This is a genomic window from Martinezella sp. CNPSo 3959, from assembly GCF_057784355.1.
Genome location: NZ_JBXSOV010000002.1, coordinates 179,137 through 196,330, shown reverse-complemented (window position 1 = coordinate 196,330; position 17,194 = coordinate 179,137). Strand labels below are relative to the sequence as shown.

Annotated in this window: 12 protein-coding genes; 6 read left to right on the top strand and 6 right to left on the bottom strand. The window is 60.1% G+C overall.

Annotated elements, in window-relative coordinates:
* Positions 1-28 precede the first annotated feature (28 nt).
* From AC13RE_RS08915 to AC13RE_RS08900, 4 genes are all read left to right on the top strand, one after another.
* Positions 29-1,318, top strand: a complete 1,290-nt coding sequence (locus AC13RE_RS08915; RefSeq protein WP_488562684.1) for an Hsp70 family protein — start codon at positions 29-31, stop codon at positions 1,316-1,318.
* A gap of 54 nt (positions 1,319-1,372) precedes the next feature.
* On the top strand, positions 1,373-2,260 hold the full coding sequence (locus AC13RE_RS08910; protein ID WP_488562683.1) for a uracil-DNA glycosylase: 888 nt from the start codon (positions 1,373-1,375) through the stop codon (positions 2,258-2,260).
* A 140-nt stretch (positions 2,261-2,400) separates the two neighbouring features.
* Positions 2,401-2,592 (top strand): hypothetical protein, encoded by a 192-nt coding sequence (locus AC13RE_RS08905; protein ID WP_041677312.1) that lies wholly within the window; start codon positions 2,401-2,403, stop codon positions 2,590-2,592.
* 60 nt (positions 2,593-2,652) lie between these two features.
* Positions 2,653-2,808 (top strand): hypothetical protein, encoded by a 156-nt coding sequence (locus tag AC13RE_RS08900; protein WP_488562682.1) that lies wholly within the window; start codon positions 2,653-2,655, stop codon positions 2,806-2,808.
* A 9-nt stretch (positions 2,809-2,817) separates the two neighbouring features.
* Here AC13RE_RS08900 and AC13RE_RS08895 read toward each other — a convergent pair whose 3' ends face one another.
* Entirely contained in the window at positions 2,818-3,675 is an 858-nt protein-coding gene (locus AC13RE_RS08895) for a hypothetical protein (protein WP_488562874.1), read from the bottom strand.
* A gap of 470 nt (positions 3,676-4,145) precedes the next feature.
* Here AC13RE_RS08895 and pepN point away from each other — a divergent pair, with 470 nt between their 5' ends.
* A complete protein-coding gene (gene pepN, locus AC13RE_RS08890; RefSeq protein WP_488562681.1) occupies positions 4,146-6,794 on the top strand; it encodes an aminopeptidase N in 2,649 nt (882 codons plus the stop codon).
* Between the two features lie 229 nt (positions 6,795-7,023).
* The gene (locus AC13RE_RS08885; RefSeq protein WP_132716155.1) at positions 7,024-9,339 is read left to right on the top strand and encodes a PAS domain-containing sensor histidine kinase; all 2,316 of its coding nucleotides are present in this window, start codon (positions 7,024-7,026) and stop codon (positions 9,337-9,339) included.
* On the opposite strand, the gene AC13RE_RS08880 is transcribed toward AC13RE_RS08885, so the two are convergent.
* The 5 genes from AC13RE_RS08880 to AC13RE_RS08860 all read right to left on the bottom strand — a co-directional run bounded on the left by AC13RE_RS08880 (position 9,340) and on the right by AC13RE_RS08860 (position 17,008).
* Positions 9,340-12,300, bottom strand: a complete 2,961-nt coding sequence (locus AC13RE_RS08880; RefSeq protein ID WP_488562680.1) for a bifunctional [glutamine synthetase] adenylyltransferase/[glutamine synthetase]-adenylyl-L-tyrosine phosphorylase — start codon at positions 12,298-12,300, stop codon at positions 9,340-9,342.
* Between the two features lie 255 nt (positions 12,301-12,555).
* A complete protein-coding gene (locus AC13RE_RS08875; RefSeq protein ID WP_015339234.1) occupies positions 12,556-13,971 on the bottom strand; it encodes a sensor histidine kinase in 1,416 nt (471 codons plus the stop codon).
* The gene (locus AC13RE_RS08870) at positions 13,968-14,726 is read right to left on the bottom strand and encodes a response regulator transcription factor (RefSeq protein WP_041677311.1); all 759 of its coding nucleotides are present in this window, start codon (positions 14,724-14,726) and stop codon (positions 13,968-13,970) included. The genes AC13RE_RS08875 and AC13RE_RS08870 overlap by 4 nt, the downstream gene beginning before the upstream one ends.
* Before the next feature lie 104 nt (positions 14,727-14,830).
* Positions 14,831-16,384, bottom strand: a complete 1,554-nt coding sequence (locus AC13RE_RS08865) for a Do family serine endopeptidase (protein WP_488562679.1) — start codon at positions 16,382-16,384, stop codon at positions 14,831-14,833.
* A gap of 168 nt (positions 16,385-16,552) precedes the next feature.
* A complete protein-coding gene (locus AC13RE_RS08860) occupies positions 16,553-17,008 on the bottom strand; it encodes a cytochrome c-type biogenesis protein (protein WP_488562678.1) in 456 nt (151 codons plus the stop codon).
* Between the last annotated feature and the right edge of the window lie 186 nt (positions 17,009-17,194).

The window sequence follows — 17,194 nt, the reverse complement described above, 5'->3', positions numbered from 1 at the left end:
GACAATTTGGACGGAAGGGAGTGCGGGCATGGCTCGGGCGCTTGGTTTCGACTTCGGCACGACGAATACGGTTCTGGCGATGGCCGATGGACCCGCGACACAATCGGTCGCCTTCAACAGCGCTGCCGGCATGGCGGACAGCATGCGTACGGCGCTCTCTTTCATGAAGGATCCGGGATTGGGCGCGGCCGCACTCAAGGTCGAAGCCGGACACGCGGCCATCCAACAGTTCATCGACAATCCCGGTGACTGTCGCTTCCTGCAGTCGATCAAGACCTTTGCGGCGAGCGCCCTCTTCCAGGGCACGCTGATCTTCGCCAAGCGCCACAGCTTCGAAGACCTGATGGAGATCTTCGTGCGCCGTCTGCGCGCCTATGCCGGAGAGGGATGGCCGGAGAATGTTTCGCGCATCGTTACCGGCCGGCCGGTGCACTTTGCCGGCGCCAATCCGAACCCTGCCCTTGCGACGGAGCGCTACAACGCCGCTCTTGCGCGTTTCGGCTTTCCGGAAATCCACTACGTCTACGAACCGGTAGCGGCAGCCTTCTACTTCGCCCAACACCTGAAGAAGGATGCGACCGTGCTGGTGGCCGACTTCGGCGGCGGCACGACCGACTATTCGCTGATCCGCTTCGAAACCCACGGCGGAAAGCTGACGGCGACGCCGATCGGCCATTCCGGCGTCGGCATCGCCGGCGATCATTTCGATTTCCGGATGATCGACAACGTCGTCTCGCCGGCCATCGGCAAGGGCAGCTTCTTCAAGAGCTTCGACAAGCTTTTGGAAGTGCCGACCTCATACTACGCCAATTTCGGCCGCTGGAACCAGCTCTCGATCTTCAAGACCTCGCGCGAATATGCCGACCTGAAGACGCTGGTGCGCAGCAGCCTGGAGCCGGAGAAGCTGGAGACCTTCATCGAACTCGTCGAGCATGACGAAGGCTATCCGCTCTATCAGGCGGTATCGGCGACGAAGATGGCGCTTTCGAGCGAGGAAGAGGCCGAATTCAACTTCCCGCCGCTCGGCAAGGCCGGCCGCAAGCACGTTCGCCGCGCCGACTTCGAAAGCTGGATCGCCGACGATCTCGCCCGCATCGAAGGGGCGCTGGACGACGTGCTGACAACGACGAACACGTCACCCGATGCGATCGACAAAGTATTTCTGACGGGAGGCACCTCCTTCGTGCCGGCCGTTCGGCGCATCTTCACGGAACGCTTCGGCCAGGAGCGGATCGAGACGGGCGGCGAACTGCTGTCCATCGCCCATGGCCTGGCCTTGATCGGCGAGCGCGACGATATCGCCCAGTGGACGGCCTGACATAGCACCCACCCTGCCCTTTCGTTCGTGCGCCGCATTGGATAGAGTTCGCGCATGATTTCCGCCAGCGACCTCACACCGGCCGAGCTTGCCGCCCTTCTGCATTTCCATGCGGATGCCGGAATCGACTGGCTGCTGGAAGATCAGCCGGTGGATCGGTTTGCCGAATTCGAGGCCATGCGCGCGGCAAGACAGGGCGCGCGGGCAACGCAGCCTCGGCCTGAAGCTACAGCAGCTGCGGCGCGGCCCCAAACCGAGCGCCGCCCGGCAGCCAAGCCGACGGCATCTCCCGCAGCAGCGCCGCCGCGTGCGACGCCCGCCATTCCTGACGAGCAAGCTGTAGAGCAGGCCCGCTTCGCTGCCGAAAGCGCGCGGTCACTCAGCGAGTTGAAAACTGCACTCGAAGCCTTCAACGGCTGCAATCTCAAGAACAGCGCGCGCTCGACGATCTTTGCCAGCGGCACGCCGGAGGGCCGCATCATGGTAATCGGGCCGATGCCGAGTGCCGACGACGATCGTGAGGGGGCGCCGTTTGCCGGCCGCGCGGGACAGTTGCTCGACAGAATGCTTGCCGCCATCGGCCTGAAGCGCGATGAGATCCTGCTGACCAACGTCATTCCGTGGCGGCCGCCGGGCAACCGAGCCCCTTCCCCACCCGAAATCGAGATATGCCGTCCGTTCATAGAAAGGCAGATTGCGCTGGCCGAGCCCAAGGCAGTGCTTCTGCTGGGCAATTTCACCGCTCGGCATTTTTTCGGAAGTACTGAAACCATCCATGGATTGCGTGGAGAGTGGCGGGAAATAAGCGTTCTCGGTCGAGTAATACCGGCCATCGCCAGCCTTCATCCCCAGGAATTACTGACCGCGCCGGTCAACAAGCGGCTGGCCTGGAGCGATCTTCTTACCTTCAAGAATTATATCGCCGCTGAAATATTAGGCTGATTCTCCCAATTACTAACGAAACATGATCATAGTCATGCATTTTTCGCATGGCAGTCTTCTTTTGTTGTGCATTGCGAAATCAATGTTGCATTGCAATATATGCTGGTGTCTTGGGAGGAATCTCGAAAGGAACCAAGGCCATGACTGCACGTTTTCGTCCCATCCACTGCGGGTTTGATACCCTGCGCCGCGCGCTGGAGCCTGTGCGCGCATCAAATGGACATCGCAACCTCGGCATCGCTGCCAATGAGCAGATGACCGCGCGAGGCACCGGGCTATCGGCTCGTGTGAGCCGCCCGACGACGATCTTCGCCGATTTCCGCGCCTGCTGACCGACAGGCGCGACTAGGCCAGTAATCCAGCAAAAAAGTTTGAGTATCAGGAACGACACCATGTCTTCGGGTTTGCGTCCATTCATCGCCCTGTTCGATTCCGTCGGCCATATCGGCGCGGCGGTTCGGGCCGCCGAAGAATTCGAGCGCGCGCGCAACGTCTGCAAAGACGGAACCTCTCACGCACGAAGTGCGGCAGCCAGCATCCCACTTTAAGGATCGGGATCAGCCTCGGGAGGTTGATTGCGCCCAGGCAAAAGCCTCATCGACCGCCGCCAATTTTATGGCCTGCCAGCCGCAATATTGATCGAGAAAATTGCGCGAGATCCACATCTGGGTCTTCTTGGATTCATACCAGCCGACATCGCCGCGATCTGCCGACTTGCGCAGGATACGTTGCAGATGCGTTCGCGATATCATGAAATGGGTCGCCAAAGCGCGTGCATCGACGTGACCGATATCGATCCGATCACCCACCTGCCCCTCGAGCTCGAGCCTCGACATAATGTAATCGACGACCAGACCTCCCGATTCCGTCCAAAGAAACAGACCGACACTTTCCGGCGGCTCACGCCAAAGATCGGCTCCTAAGCATGTGCGTGCCATGCGCGGCTGCGCCAGGTCCAGAAGCATCGGTGAGGCGACCAGCGCAGCAGCACGGCTACCATCGTCAATCAGATCGAGCGCCGCCAAATTGGCGAGATACCAGCCGAACATCGCCGAATAGGCAGTTTCAGTCGGCACGTAACGCCGCGGGCGGCGAGCCGGCCCAGGAGCCAACTCCAGAAAGCGATAGGTCAACAACTCCTCGATAAAACTCAAGACCGTATTGCGGCTGGCAATGCGATAATGAGTGATGAGGTCACGCAGGGCGACGACAGTCAGCCCGGAGCGGGGACGATCTGGATCATGTTCAAGATGGAGCGCATAGGCGGATTGGCTTAGCAGCCAGCGCTGATGTGAGGCGAGCATACGCGCAATCCTCGGACCGTTGTCGTAACGGTTACGCAATGTCTCGGAGAGAAAGCGCAAGGACGCTACGAACTTGGGATGGCGAGCAAGTTGCTCGATGGGAAAACTCAATCGGGCCTCCCTGGGCGCCCTTCTTAAAAAGCAGCAGAAAGTTGATGTTTCATTTTTATGAACAAACTTGCCGGAATCGATCATAATTCCGATATCTAATAGCATGCTATAGTTATGCAAGCCTGCCAATATCACAAGAGGTTAAACGATAATTTACTTTAAATTATCGTTTCCTTACCGTAACGGTCAACATTTGATGGTAATGCAACCATGATGTTTAACCTAAACATTATGTTAGCAATTCTACTGTTGACCTGCAAATGCAGCTTCAGATTTTCTGTTTTTCGTTCGAATAGCTGAAACGGGAACAGCACAGCGGGCAAATACTTACCGTGCCATAACAAAACAAATTGATGTTGCGATATGACTTTAACTTTGGTTCAGATTTCGATGTAATGATGCGGCCACTTTCGGTTCGAAGGACAGCTTCGGACCGTGCCCGCCAAAGCATAGCCTGATCAGGATAGACCATGCGCACAGACACCGGCCAGATCATCAATCTGGCAGACTATCGTCCCACCGACTTCGTTCTGGAGCGCGTGGATCTCACCTTCGATCTCCATCCGACAGAAACGAAGGTAGAGGCGCGGCTGATCTTCCATCGGCGCGAGGGTGTCGATGCGAATGCGCAGCTTGTGCTTGATGGCGACGAGTTGGTTCTCTCCGGCCTGCTGCTCGATCAGAGCGAACTTCCGGCGGAGCAATATGATGCGACGCCAGAAAGCCTGACCGTCCGCAACCTGCCGGAAAGCGCACCTTTCGAACTGACGATCACGACCGTCATCAATCCGGAAGCCAACACCCAGCTGATGGGCCTTTACCGCACCGGCGGCATCTATTGCACGCAGTGCGAAGCCGAGGGCTTTCGCCGCATCACCTATTTCCCCGACAGGCCGGATGTGCTCGCCCCTTATACGGTCAATATCATCGCCGACAAGGAAGCAAACCCGCTGCTGCTGTCGAACGGCAATTTCCTCGGTGGTGCTGGCTATGGCGAAGGCAAGCATTTTGCTGCCTGGTTCGATCCGCATCCGAAGCCGAGCTATCTCTTTGCGCTCGTTGCCGGCGATCTTGGTGTCGTCGAGGACACGTTCACGACGTTATCCGGCCGTGAGGTGGCGCTGAAGATCTATGTCGAACACGGCAAGGAACCGCGCGCGACTTATGCCATGGATGCGCTGAAGCGTTCGATGAAGTGGGACGAAGAGCGGTTCGGCCGCGAATACGATCTCGACATCTTCATGATCGTCGCCGTGTCGGACTTCAATATGGGAGCGATGGAAAACAAAGGCCTCAACGTCTTCAACGACAAATATGTTCTGGCCGATCCCGAGACGGCAACTGACGCCGACTACGCCAATATCGAAGCCATCATCGCGCATGAATACTTCCACAACTGGACCGGCAATCGCATCACCTGCCGCGACTGGTTCCAGCTCTGCCTCAAGGAAGGCCTGACCGTCTATCGCGATCACGAATTTTCCGCCGACCAGCGCTCGCGTCCCGTCAAGCGGATTGCCGAAGTCCGCCATCTGAAATCGGAACAGTTTCCGGAGGACAGTGGCCCGCTTGCCCATCCGGTGCGGCCGACGACATACCGCGAAATCAACAACTTCTATACGACGACCGTCTATGAGAAGGGCAGCGAGGTCACCCGCATGATCGCGACGCTGCTCGGCCGCGATCTGTTCAAGAAAGGCATGGATCTCTATTTCGATCGGCACGACGGACAGGCGGTGACGATCGAAGATTTCGTCAGGTGTTTCGAGGATGTCAGCGGGCGCGATCTCACGCAGTTTTCGCTGTGGTATCATCAGGCCGGTACGCCGCTCGTCACCGCATCGGGCGCTTATGATGCCAATGCCAAGGCATTCACTCTGTCGCTCGAACAGATGGTGCCGGCAACGCCGGGCCAGACCATCAAAAAGCCGATGCACATTCCGCTCCGCCTGGGCTTGCTCGCCGAAGACGGCAGTCTCATCACGCCGGCATCCGTGACCGGAGCAGAGCTGACCGACGACGTGCTGCACCTGACAAAGAAGGCGCAAACGGTGACGTTCCACGGCGTTCCCTCCCGGCCGGTCCTCTCCCTCAACCGCAGCTTCTCGACGCCGATCAATCTGCAGTTCAGCCAAAGCACTGAGGATCTCGCATTGATCGCCCGCTATGAGGCCGATCATTTCGCCCGCTGGCAGGCGCTGATCGATCTTGGCCTGCCCAACCTCTTGCAGGCGGCGCGAGATGCCCGCCAGGGTGCCGACATAACATGCGGCTCGGCCTTCACCGACGCCTTGCTGGCGGCTGCAACCGACGAAAGTCTGGAGCCGGCTTTCCGCGCCCAGGCGCTCGCCTTGCCGAGTGAATCCGACATTGCCCGCGAACTCGGCGGCAACAATGATCCTGATGCCATCCATGCAGCGCGCCAGACGATCATCAAGCGCATCGCCGAGGCCGGTAAGGACGCCTTCACCGCGCTTTACGATGGGATGCAGACGCCGGAGCCGTTCAGCCCCGACGCGGCAAGCGCCGGCCGCCGCGCTTTGCGCAATGCGGCACTGGGCTATCTGTCGCAGCTGGATGAAACGCCGGCGAGGGCGAAGGCCGCCTTTGATGCGGCAAACAACATGACCGATCTCAGCGCCGCGCTGACCATTCTCGCCCAGCGCTTCCCCGACACAGCGGAGACGGCGGCAGCGCTTGCGCATTTCCGTGACCGCTTCGCCGACAATGCGCTCGTCATCGACAAATGGTTCGCCATTCAGGCGGCAATCCCGGGCGCCGGGGCGTTGGAGCGCATCCGGCTGCTTATGGAAACGCCGCTCTTCAAACGGACCAACCCCAATCGCGTCCGCTCGCTTATCGGCACTTTTGTCTTTGCGAATCCCACGGGTTTCGGCCGGGCGGACGGCGCCGGATACAATTTTCTCGCCGACGAAATCCTCGAGATCGATCAGCGCAATCCGCAGCTTGCGGCCCGCATCCTGACCTCGATGCGCTCGTGGCGGTTGCTCGAACCCGTGCGCGCCGATTATGCCCGCTCGGCGCTGATGCGGATCGAGCGCGCGGCCGGTCTTTCGACCGACGTGCGTGACATCGTCGAACGTATCCTCAAGGAGTGATTTCGATCAGCCGGCGCACTGATTTCAAAGGCTGATTTGCATCGGCCTTTTCAGCTTCAACGAGTCCCGAACGCGTGCAACTTACCGCTGCGTGTGTAAAATGCGCTGAAATCGCAGATGGTTAAGAAAGTTTTACCGCACCCTCTGGACAAGCCGAATCACGAATGATTCATTAAGGCAGATTCGGGCGAGCGGCGCAGCGAATCACACGAGGGACAAGGCTAAAGCGATGGTGGACGTGCGGCGGGCAACCGCGGCCGATGGACGGCTGCGTGTTAATTTCGACGGTCTGAAATCCTGGCATAGCGGCGTTACTGATCGAACCGGAGTGCGGATGGAGACGATTTCGCGTCGTTTTCCGCAGACGGAACATATTCTCAAGCGCATCATCCCCGTCCTCATCGTTTCCTTCCTGATGGTCGTTGCCGCCTCGCATTTCTTCGGCATGATCACGGAACATAGCCGCATGGCGGCTTCCGCCCGCCGAACGACCTCGCTTTCCATCGCAGCAGCAGCAGCAGCCTTTTCGAACGATCCTAGCCTGTTTCAGGCTGGCGACCGTCGTGGCGCGGAGCGAAAACTCGCCTCCTACCTGCCGCAGGATCGGCTGGACAGCGGCGCCTTCGTCCTGCTGGTGCAGTCGAGCGGCCGTGTATTCGGTTCGTCGGCCGCCGGCTCCGGCTATATCGGCATGCTGGTTTCCGACTTCTTTCCCGAAGTAACGGCCATCCGCAGTTTCGGCGATCATGCCGGCGTGATCGAAACCATGATCGGCGGCGAGCCCTATTATGCCGCGATTTCTCTGATCGGCGACAAAGGCGATTTCATTCTGTCGGCCGCATCGATGGATGAGATCGAAAAGCTCTGGCGCGACGAGCTGACCCTGAATGTCACGCTCTTTGCCGGCATATCCTCCATCCTGCTCGTCATTCTCTATGCCTATTACACGCAGGTAAAGCGCGCCCGGGATGCGGATGAAATCTTTCTCGAATCCAACCTGCGTGTCGAAACGGCGCTGTCGCGCGGCCGCTGCGGCCTCTGGGATTTCGATTTTACCAGTCGCCAGTTCTTCTGGTCGCGGTCGATGTACGACATGCTCGGGTTGCCGGTCGCCGACAAGCCGCTGGCCTTCACGGACGCGGCCCGGCTGATGCATCCGGACGACAACAGCCTGCATATGCTCGCCCGGACCGTCACCCGCGGCAATGCCGGCCAAGTGGACCAGATCCTGCGCATCCGCCATGCCAAGGGACATTATGTCTGGATGCGCGCCCGCGCCCAGGTGATCCGGACCAATTCCGGCCGCGTCCACATGATCGGCATCGCCATGGACGTGACTGAGCAGCATCGGCTGGCGCAGCGCTATGCAGAGGCCGATCAGCGCCTGGCCGACGCCATCGAATGCACTTCCGAAGCCTTCGTGCTGTGGGACAAAAACGATCGCCTGGTCATGTGCAACGCCCATTTCCAGCAGGCATACGGCCTGCCGGACAATGTGCTCGTGCCGGGCACCGAGCGCGCCGTCGTCAATGCCGCTGCCGCACGGCCGGTCATCGAGCGCCGTATCGTCGATCCCGGCCGCTCCAATCACTCGCAGACGACGGAAGTGCAGCTTGCCGACGAGCGCTGGCTGCAGATCAACGAGCGGCGCACCCGCGACGGCGGCCTCGTCTCGGTCGGTACCGATATTACCCAACTCAAGCGCAATCAGGAGCGGCTTCGCGAATCGGAACGCCGGCTGATGGCGACCATCAACGACCTCTCGGCATCGCGGCGGATTCTGGAAAAGCAGAAGGCGGAGCTTTCGACTGCCAACACCAATTATCTTGCGGAGAAGGAACGCGCCGAAGCCGCCAACAAGGCGAAATCGGAGTTCCTGGCCAACATGTCGCATGAGCTGCGCACGCCGCTCAATGCCATTCTCGGCTTCTCGGAAATCCTGCAGGATCAGATGTTTGGTCCGCTCGGCTCGGCCCGCTACAATGAATATGCCAAGGACATTCACGACAGCGGCAAGCATCTACTTAACGTCATCAACGACATCCTCGATATGTCGAAGATCGAAGCGGGGCATATGAAACTCAGCTGCGAGCGGATCAATCTCGCGCCGCTCATCGAGGAATGCCTGCGTTTCACCCGCATTCCGGCAGCGCAGAAGAACATTCTCGTCGAACAGCGCATCTCTTCCGACATCAAGCTGAGCGCTGACCGTCGGGCGATGAAGCAAATCGTGCTCAACCTGCTATCCAACGCGGTGAAATTCACCAACGACGGCGGCCGCATCTCGGTTCGCACGCGCAGGATCGGGGATGCCGTCATGCTCGTCATCGCCGATACAGGCATCGGCATTCCGAAATCGGCGATGAGCAAGATCGGCCAGCCCTTCGAACAGGTGCAGAGCCAATATGCGAAGAGCAAGGGAGGCTCCGGCCTCGGACTCGCCATTTCGCGCTCACTGACCGCTTTGCATCACGGCCGCATGCGCATCCGCTCCCGCGAGGGCATCGGCACCGTGATCGCGATCCGCATCCCGGATCAGAGCTGATCAGCTTCCCACCGTCGCCTGGAATACTTTCCGCACCGCTTTCGACAGGCGCTTCAGCTCGGCTTCCAGCGTGCGGAGATCCGGACAATCGCCGGCGCGGCAGACCAGTTCGATCAGGCCGGAAGGCGTGTTTTTCGGATCGAACGTACCGTCGATGCAAAGCCGGATAAGCTGCGATACTTCCGTGTAGAGCTGCAGAGCCTCCAGACAGACGTCGAGATCGTTGCGGTCCATCAGGCTGCCGCCCAGCAATTTCAACGCCTCGGCCGTGCTAAGGCCGTTTGCATCGATGCCGACGCCACGTGCAGGCGCGATCAGGCGCAGATATTGCGCGATGAATTCGATATCGATCAGCCCGCCAGGGATAAGCTTCAGATCCCAAATGCTCTCCGGCGGCTTTTCCTGTTCGATCAGGGTGCGCATCTCGCGAACATCTCTAGCGATCTGGGCGACATCTCTCTTGATCGAGAGAACCTCGCCGATGACGCGCTCCGCATCGTTCACCAATTCCTCGTCGCCGCAGATAAGGCGAGCGCGCGAAAGCGCCATATGCTCCCACGTCCAGGCTTCCTCGCGCTGGTACTTCTCGAAAGAGTTGATGCGCGTGGCGACCGGGCCTTTATTGCCGGAAGGCCGCAGACGCATATCGACCTCATAGAGTACGCCCTCGGCCGTTGGCGCCGAAAGGGCCGCGATCAGACGCTGCGTGATACGGGTAAAGTAGCGCGTCGCATCCAGCGGTTTCGGGCCATCGGATTCGCCGGCCGTATCGTCGTAATCGTAAAGCAGGATGATATCGATGTCGGAACCGGCCGAGAGCTCGAAACTGCCGAGCTTGCCCATTCCGACGACAGCGACGCGGCCGCCGGGATATTCGCCATGCGCTGCCCGGATTTCCTTCATGACGGCATCCAGAGCCGCCTCGACGATGAGATCGGCGAGATAGGTAAAGGCGCGGGCCGCCATCGTTCCGCCAATTGCGCCCGTCAGCAGGCGAATGCCGATCAGGAAGCGCTGTTCGGATGCAAAGATGCGCAGCAGATCGAGCGTCTCTTCATAATGTCTCGCCGGGGCCAGGAAGCTTTTCAGGCGTTCGGCGAGATAATCGCGCGTCGGCAGTTCGGCCATAAGCCTTGGGTCAAGCATGCCGTCGAAGACATGCGGCTTGGCCGCGATGATTTCGGCAAGCCTCGGTGCCGACGACATGATGTTGACAATGAGCGAGAGAAGCGCCGGATTGGTTCCGAGCAACGAGAAGAGCTGGATGCCTGCCGGCAGACCGGAAATGAAGCTGTCAAAGCGCAGCAAAGCCTTGTCGGCACGCTTGCTTTCGCCAAAGACGCGCAACAGCTCCGGCGTCAATTCCGTCAGTCGCTCGCGCGCTTCGACCGATTGCGTGGCGCGATACCGGCCGTAGTGCCAGGTGCGGATGACATTGGCGATGTCGGACGGTCGCTCGAAGCCGAGGCGCCGCAGCGTCTCCAGCGTATCCGGATCGTCGCCCTGGCCGGTGAAAACGAGGTTGCCGGTTTCGCTCGACAGCTTCGTTTCCTGTTCGAAGAGGCGCGCATAGCGGCGCTCAACCGTCTTCAATGTCGTCACCAGTGCTTCGGAGAAAGCCGACACATCGGCAAAGCCCATCATATAGGCGATGCGCCTCAGCTCGGCATCGGTTTCCGGCAGCAGATGCGTCTGCTCGTCCCGCACCATCTGGATACGATGCTCGACATCGCGCAGGAACCAGTAGGCCGAGGTCAGCTCGTCGCGGGTTTCCGCATCGATCCACTTTGCCTCGGTCAATTCGGCAAGCGTCTGCTCCGTCGATCGGCTGCGCAAGGCCGGCATTCTCCCGCCGGCGATCAGCTGCTGGGTCTGCACGAAGAACTCGATCTCGCGAATGCCGCCGCGGCCGAGCTTGACGTTGTGACCTTTGACCGCGATCGCGCCATGTCCCTTATGCGCGTGGATCTGCCGCTTGATGGAGTGGATGTCTGATATCGCGGCATAATCCAGATATTTACGAAAGACGAAGGGCACGAGATCGCGGATGAAGGCCTGACCGGCGACGACATCGCCACCGACGGGCCGCGCCTTGATGAAGGCGGCGCGTTCCCAGTTCTGCCCCCTGCCCTCGTAATAGATCATTGCCGCGTCCACAGGGATCGCGAGCGGCGTCGAGCCGGGATCGGGACGCAGGCGAAGATCGGTGCGGAAGACATAGCCATCCGCCGTGCGCTCCTGGAGGATCCGCACCAGCCGCCGCATCAGCCGCGGGAAGACATCGATGGCATCGTCGGGATCGGGAACGATGCCCGCGGTCTCATCGAAGAAGACCACCAGATCGATATCGGAGGAATAGTTCAGTTCTTCTGCTCCGAGCTTACCCATGCCGAGCACGATTAGGCCGGAATTTTCGCTCGGAGTGGCGGGATCGGGAACCGTGATCTTGCCGGCCTCATGCGACGACAGCAGCAGATGGTCGATGGCCGCTGAAATAGAGGCCTCGGCGAGCCGGCTCAGCCAACGGGTGGTCTGCTTGCCATCATAAATGCGAGCGAGATCGGCGAGTGCGATGAGAAAGGCAGCGCGGCGCTTGGCGATGCGCAAGCGGCTCATCACCTCGGATTCGGAAGGCGAAACTCCCCCGTCCTCCCTCGGCAGCCAGGCTTGCCGGGCTTCCCCAACCAATGCTTCGATCTGCGGCGACAGCGGCTTCTCGATGGCGGCAACCAGAAGAGACGGTTCGAGACTGGCGGTTTCCCACAGATGAGGAGAGAGAGTGAGGGCAGCGACGACAAAATCCCGCAATGCGCTTTCGCCCGCAAGCAGATCGGCAATGACGGGCTCGCCTCCGGCGATCTGCTTGAGATCCGCCAGTACAGACTTCGTCTCCGTCTGGTTCAACGCCCGCAGCCGCCCGGCCGAAACCTCCCGCAGCAAATCGCTTTGCGTCGTCGTCATGCAGTTCTCCCCAACAGCAAGCGGATAGAGCATGATGCCGAAAAGTGTCAGGGGTTTTCGGACAGCATTATGCTCCACTTCTTTGACGCTAGAGCAGTTCAGCTTTTCGCGGAATCTCTGAACCGCTCTATCTCTTTGTTTTGACGCAATTCCGGACGGAAAACCGCTGCGCACTTTTCCTGGAGTTGCCCTAGAGCGGATTCAGATTTTAGGTCGTTTCGACCTAAAATCATCCGGCTCTAGCGCAGGATTAACCTATTGTTTCTGCATGGGGAAGATCATGGTGACCGTTAATCCCTTGGCATCTGGATTTTCGGGATCGGTATCGGAAAGCTCCAGCCGGCCGCCATGCAGCTCCATTACGGCTTCCACCAACGCTAGGCCAAGGCCGGTTCCCGGCTTGGAGCGGCTTTCGTCCAGCCGAAAGAAACGCTTGACCACATCGGCACGCTGATGGGCAGGAATGCCCGGCCCGTGATCGGCAACGGCGAGCGTCACCGCGTCGCTCGTGCGCGCCAGCTTGAAAGTAATCGCCGGTTTTCCGTTGCAGCCCGACGCGTATTTAAGGGCATTGTCGATGAGATTGAACAACGCCTGGCCGATCAGCTCGCGGTTTCCTTGCACCTCGACTTCCGGCTCTATCTCGGCCGTGAGCGCCAGACCCGCCTCCTCCGCCACCGGCTCGTAAAGTTCCGCTGTATCGGCAACGATGGAGGAAAGATCGACCGCAGTCATTTCTGCAGCCACGGAACCCGCCTCGACGCGGGAAATCATCAAAAGCGCATTGAAGGTGCGGATCAGCTGATCGGATTCGCCGATGATGCCCTCAAGCGCTGTGCGGCGGCCTTCGCTATCGGCATTGTCGAGCGCATCGGCCGCCTTGTTACGCAGGCGCGTCAAAGGGGTCTTGAGGTCGTGGGCAATATTGTCGGAGACCTGCCGCAGCCCTTCGTTCAGCTTTTCGATGCGCTCGAGCATGGCATTCAGCGATGCCGACATCCGGTCGAACTCGTCGCCGGAACCGCCGACCGGCAGGCGCTGCGAGAGATCGCCCGCCATGATCTTGCGGCCAGCATCCGTCATCCGATCAATGCGCTTCAGCGCGTTTCGGCCGATACCGAACCAGATGACCAGCGCGCCGAGCCCCATAATCGCCAGTGCCAGCATCAGTGCCTGGCGTACCAGCACGCGGAAGCGCTCCGGCTCGCCGAGGTCGCGGCCGATGAGGATGCGCAAGCCATTGTCGAGAATGAAGATATTGGCAATTGCCAGATGACGGCGCTCCGGATCGTTGGAGGCGTCAGTGTAGCGCTCGTAGGAGAAGGGCAGCTCCGTCCAGCCGGCCTGGCCGAGCACGCCTGGCTGTACGGAAGCAACGTTACCGGCCAGGATGTCGCCGGAAGGACCGGCAATGACATAGAGATTGGCACCCGGCTGGCGCGCGCGGCGCTCCATGGTGCGCAGAAGCAGATTCAGGCCGCCGATGTCATAGGCACGCTTGACCTGGCTGACTTCCTGCTGAACGGCATCGCGGATCTGCCCCGTCAACAGCCGCTCGGACATGGCCGTCACGTAGAAGACCAGTGTCGCGGCGCAAAGCGAGAAAAGAAGGATGTAGAGGGCGGAAAGGCGAACTGCTGTGGACTTGAAGAGGACGCGGAAGCGGCTCATCCCTCGTCCTTGATCATGTATCCGGCGCCCCGGATCGTCTTCAGCAGCGGCTGGCTGAAATCCTTCTCGATCTTGGAGCGCAGGCGCGAAACGTGGACGTCGATGACGTTCGTCTGCGGGTCGAAATGATAATCCCAGACATTCTCGAGCAGCATGGTGCGGGTGACGACCTGGCCGGCATTCTTCATCAGATATTCCAGGAGACGGAATTCGCGCGGCTGCAGCAAGATTTCCTTGCCGCCACGGCGTACCTCATGCGAGAGGCGGTCCAGTTCCAGATCGCCGACCCGATAGAGAACGTCCTGCTCCGGCGTTCCCTTGCGGCGGCCGAGTACTTCGACACGGGCAAGAAGCTCGCTGAAGGCATAGGGTTTCGGCAGGTAGTCGTCGCCGCCGGCACGCAAGCCGGTGACACGATCATCGACCTGGCCGAGCGCGGAAAGGATCAGAACCGGCGTATGCACGCCCTTGCGGCGCAATTCGCTGATGACCGACAGCCCGTCCCGACGCGGAAGCATGCGATCGATGATGGCGACATCATAGGTGTTCTCCGTGGCCATGAAGAGACCGCTCTCGCCGTCGCTCGCGTGATCGGCAACGATGCCGGCCTCGCGAAACGCCTTGGTAAGGTAAGCCGCCGCTTCAAGATCGTCTTCGATGATCAGAATCTTCATGTGAGCGACATTACCTGCCGACGCTGCCTCGGCACAACCAGAATCGGGAGAACTCACGGCATGTTGGCTAGCGGTTGTCATCTTTCACCTGCCTTGGAACCAGTCATTTGGCATGTTCTAAAAGGGAAAGCCGCACAAGCCGTGGCCTGCGCGGCTTTCCCAATGCATTTCATCCGTCTGAAGGATCAACCGGCGTTGATCGGCAAAGCAACGAAGCGGCTGCCGTCACCGGACTGAATCTGGAAGAGGGCGCGGGTGCGACCGTCCTTCTTCGCTTGCTCGATGATCTTGGCAATATCGCCGGCGTTGGAGACCTGCTGATTGTTGACCGACGTGATCTTCTCGCCTTCCTTCACGCCCTTATCGGCAGCATCGGAGTCGGGATCGACTGCCGTGATCGCTACGCCCTTGCCATCATCGGAAGGGCCGACGGTAAGGCCAAGGTCAGCCAGCGCCTTCTCGGAGGACGGCTGCTGCGGCTGGCTCGGCTGCGAGTCGTCATTGGAGGCCTGGTTCTGATCGGCCGGAAGCGTGCCGAGCTCGACCGTGACCGACTGCGACTTGCCAGCGCGCCAGATGGAAACCTCGACCTTGGAGCCCGGCTGCATGGCGCCGATGCGGCGAGCCAGATCGCGTGGATCCTTGACCGGGTCGCCATTCACGGCGGTGACGACGTCTCCGTTCTTGATGCCGGCCTTCTGGCCCGGCGAACCATCCTGCGGAGAAACCACGAGGGCACCGCTCGCCTCGGACAGACCGAGAGATTCGGCGATATCCTTGGTGACGGGCTGGATCTGGACGCCGAGCCAACCGCGCGAAACCGTGCCGGTCTTGATCAGGTCAGCGACGACATCCTTGGCGGTCGTTGCAGGGATCGCGAAGGCGATGCCGACGCTGCCGCCCGACTGCGAGAAAATGGCGGTATTGATGCCGACCACCTGACCATTGAGGTTGAAGGTCGGGCCGCCGGAATTGCCCTTGTTCACCGGCGCGTCGATCTGGATGTAATCGTCATAGGGACCGGAATGGATATCGCGGCCGCGGGCCGAAACGATACCAGCGGTCACGGTGCCACCGAGGCCGAACGGGTTGCCGACGGCAACGACCCAGTCGCCGACGCGAACCTTGGAGTCATCGGCCCAGCCGACATAGGTGAACTTCTTGCCTTTGGGGTCGACTTTCAGGACAGCGAGATCGGTACGGCTATCCTTGCCGACGAGCTTGGCGTCGAGTTCGGTGCCGTCGTTGAGGACGACGACGAAAGCTGCACCATCGGAAACGACGTGGTTGTTGGTGACGATGTAGCCATCTTCCGAAACGAAGAAGCCGGACCCTTGAGCGACCGGGCGCAGGTGGCCCTTGTCGTCGGAATTCTTCTGCTGGTTCTGGCCGCGCTGCTGGCCGCGGCCCTGCTGCTGCTCGAACTGGCGGAAGAACTTCTTCAGCGGGTGATCGTCCGGAAGGTCATCGAAGCCGCGGCCGAGACCGAAAGAATCGTCCTCGTCGGCAACCGGATTGACGCGGGATTCGACGCGAACCGACACGACGGCCGGCGAAACGGCATCCACCACATTGGCAAAGCTCGGAACCTGCGGCGCCTGAACATTGACGGCATCGGCATAGGCACCGGTGACAACGGCCGGAACACCCGTTGCCAGAGCAGCGACAGCGAGACCTGCGACGACGGAAGCCTTCATAGCCGTGCTGCGCGACAAAGTGTCCTTGATATTCCTGAACATATGCGAATTACCTTTTCGTTTCTCGTCGGATTTCCGCCGGGTGGAACCGGCTATGGTGCGTCATAATGAAGATATAGGGCACGGCACCTTACAACGAACTGTCCGCCCCATGAAAAATTCGTAATGTAAGGCATCGATGCAACGTTATGACGAAAGACGACGGCCGCGTCACTTGCCGAGGATATCTTTCAACTGCGCCTCTTCATCGGCGTTAAGAGAGCTACCGGTGGGCTTGCCCGCGCGGCGGCGTGCGTAAACGGCAAGAGCCAATGCGCCCGCTACGAAGAGCGCGATCGGCGCACCCCAGAGAATGTATGTCTTTTCGCTCAGGCGCGGCTTGAGCAGCACGAACTCGCCATAGCGGGAGACGATGTAGTCGAGCACCTGCTGATCAGTGTCGCCATCGCTCAGGCGCTTTCGCACCAGCAAGCGCAGGTCCCGCGCGAGATCGGCATTGGAATCATCGATGGATTGATTCTGGCAGACCATGCAGCGCAGTTCGGCCGAGATCGTCCGCGCTCGCGCCTCCAAGGCCGGATCGGGCAAAACTTCATCCGGGTTGACCGCAAAGGCAGGGGCCGCGGCAAAGAGCAATGCCAGCAGCATAAGCAGGCGCGCGACCACCGCTACCTTCTTCCCGGCTCCGCTATTCTTGACACGGAATACCCCCTCATCCGCCCCTACGGGGCACCTTCTCCCCGAGGGGAGAAGGGGAAATTGCCGCTGTGGTGCCGGTATCGCACAAAAGCCAATCGAGGAATGCAGCGGTTTTCCCTTCTCCCCTCGGGGAGAAGGTGCCCGAAGGGCGGA